Here is a 406-nt window from a genome sequence, read left to right on the forward strand (position 1 = left end):
ATTTGCCTCTTAATGGGGCGTTATGTAGCACTATAGGTTTGTGAGTCTTGATTATTGAATTGATATTAATAGCTGTGTTATCTGGAGTTATTACTCATAAACATAGTAAATATACGCGTATCATGGGTAGCGGTTTAATTACGTATGTTGTTTTGGCAATTTACTGGGCTTATGGTATTTATTACAATAATGAATATGAGCCAGAAATGCTTTTAGGTTGGTTTTTAATGTCAACTGTCGGAAATTTTCTAGTGATTCCGCTCTCGTATTTCTTAGGTAATATGTTATTGAGGTTTCAGCGTAAAGCTACATAACAAGCCATTCAAGCAGGACTTTTAACAGTTGGTTAGGTTCCGCTTCGCTACACATTTTAACCAACAATTAAAAGCCTCTTAATGGGGCGTTA

At 35.2% G+C, this 406-nt stretch carries 1 protein-coding gene; it reads left to right on the forward strand.

Annotated elements, in window-relative coordinates:
* Positions 1 to 47: 47 nt before the first annotated feature.
* Positions 48 to 314, forward strand: a complete 267-nt coding sequence (locus H4J52_RS02900; protein ID WP_182224187.1) for a hypothetical protein — start codon at positions 48 to 50, stop codon at positions 312 to 314.
* The last annotated feature ends 92 nt before the right edge of the window (positions 315 to 406 follow it).

It is taken from the genome of Colwellia sp. MB02u-14 (genome assembly GCF_014076915.1).
GTDB lineage: Bacteria > Pseudomonadota > Gammaproteobacteria > Enterobacterales > Alteromonadaceae > Colwellia_A.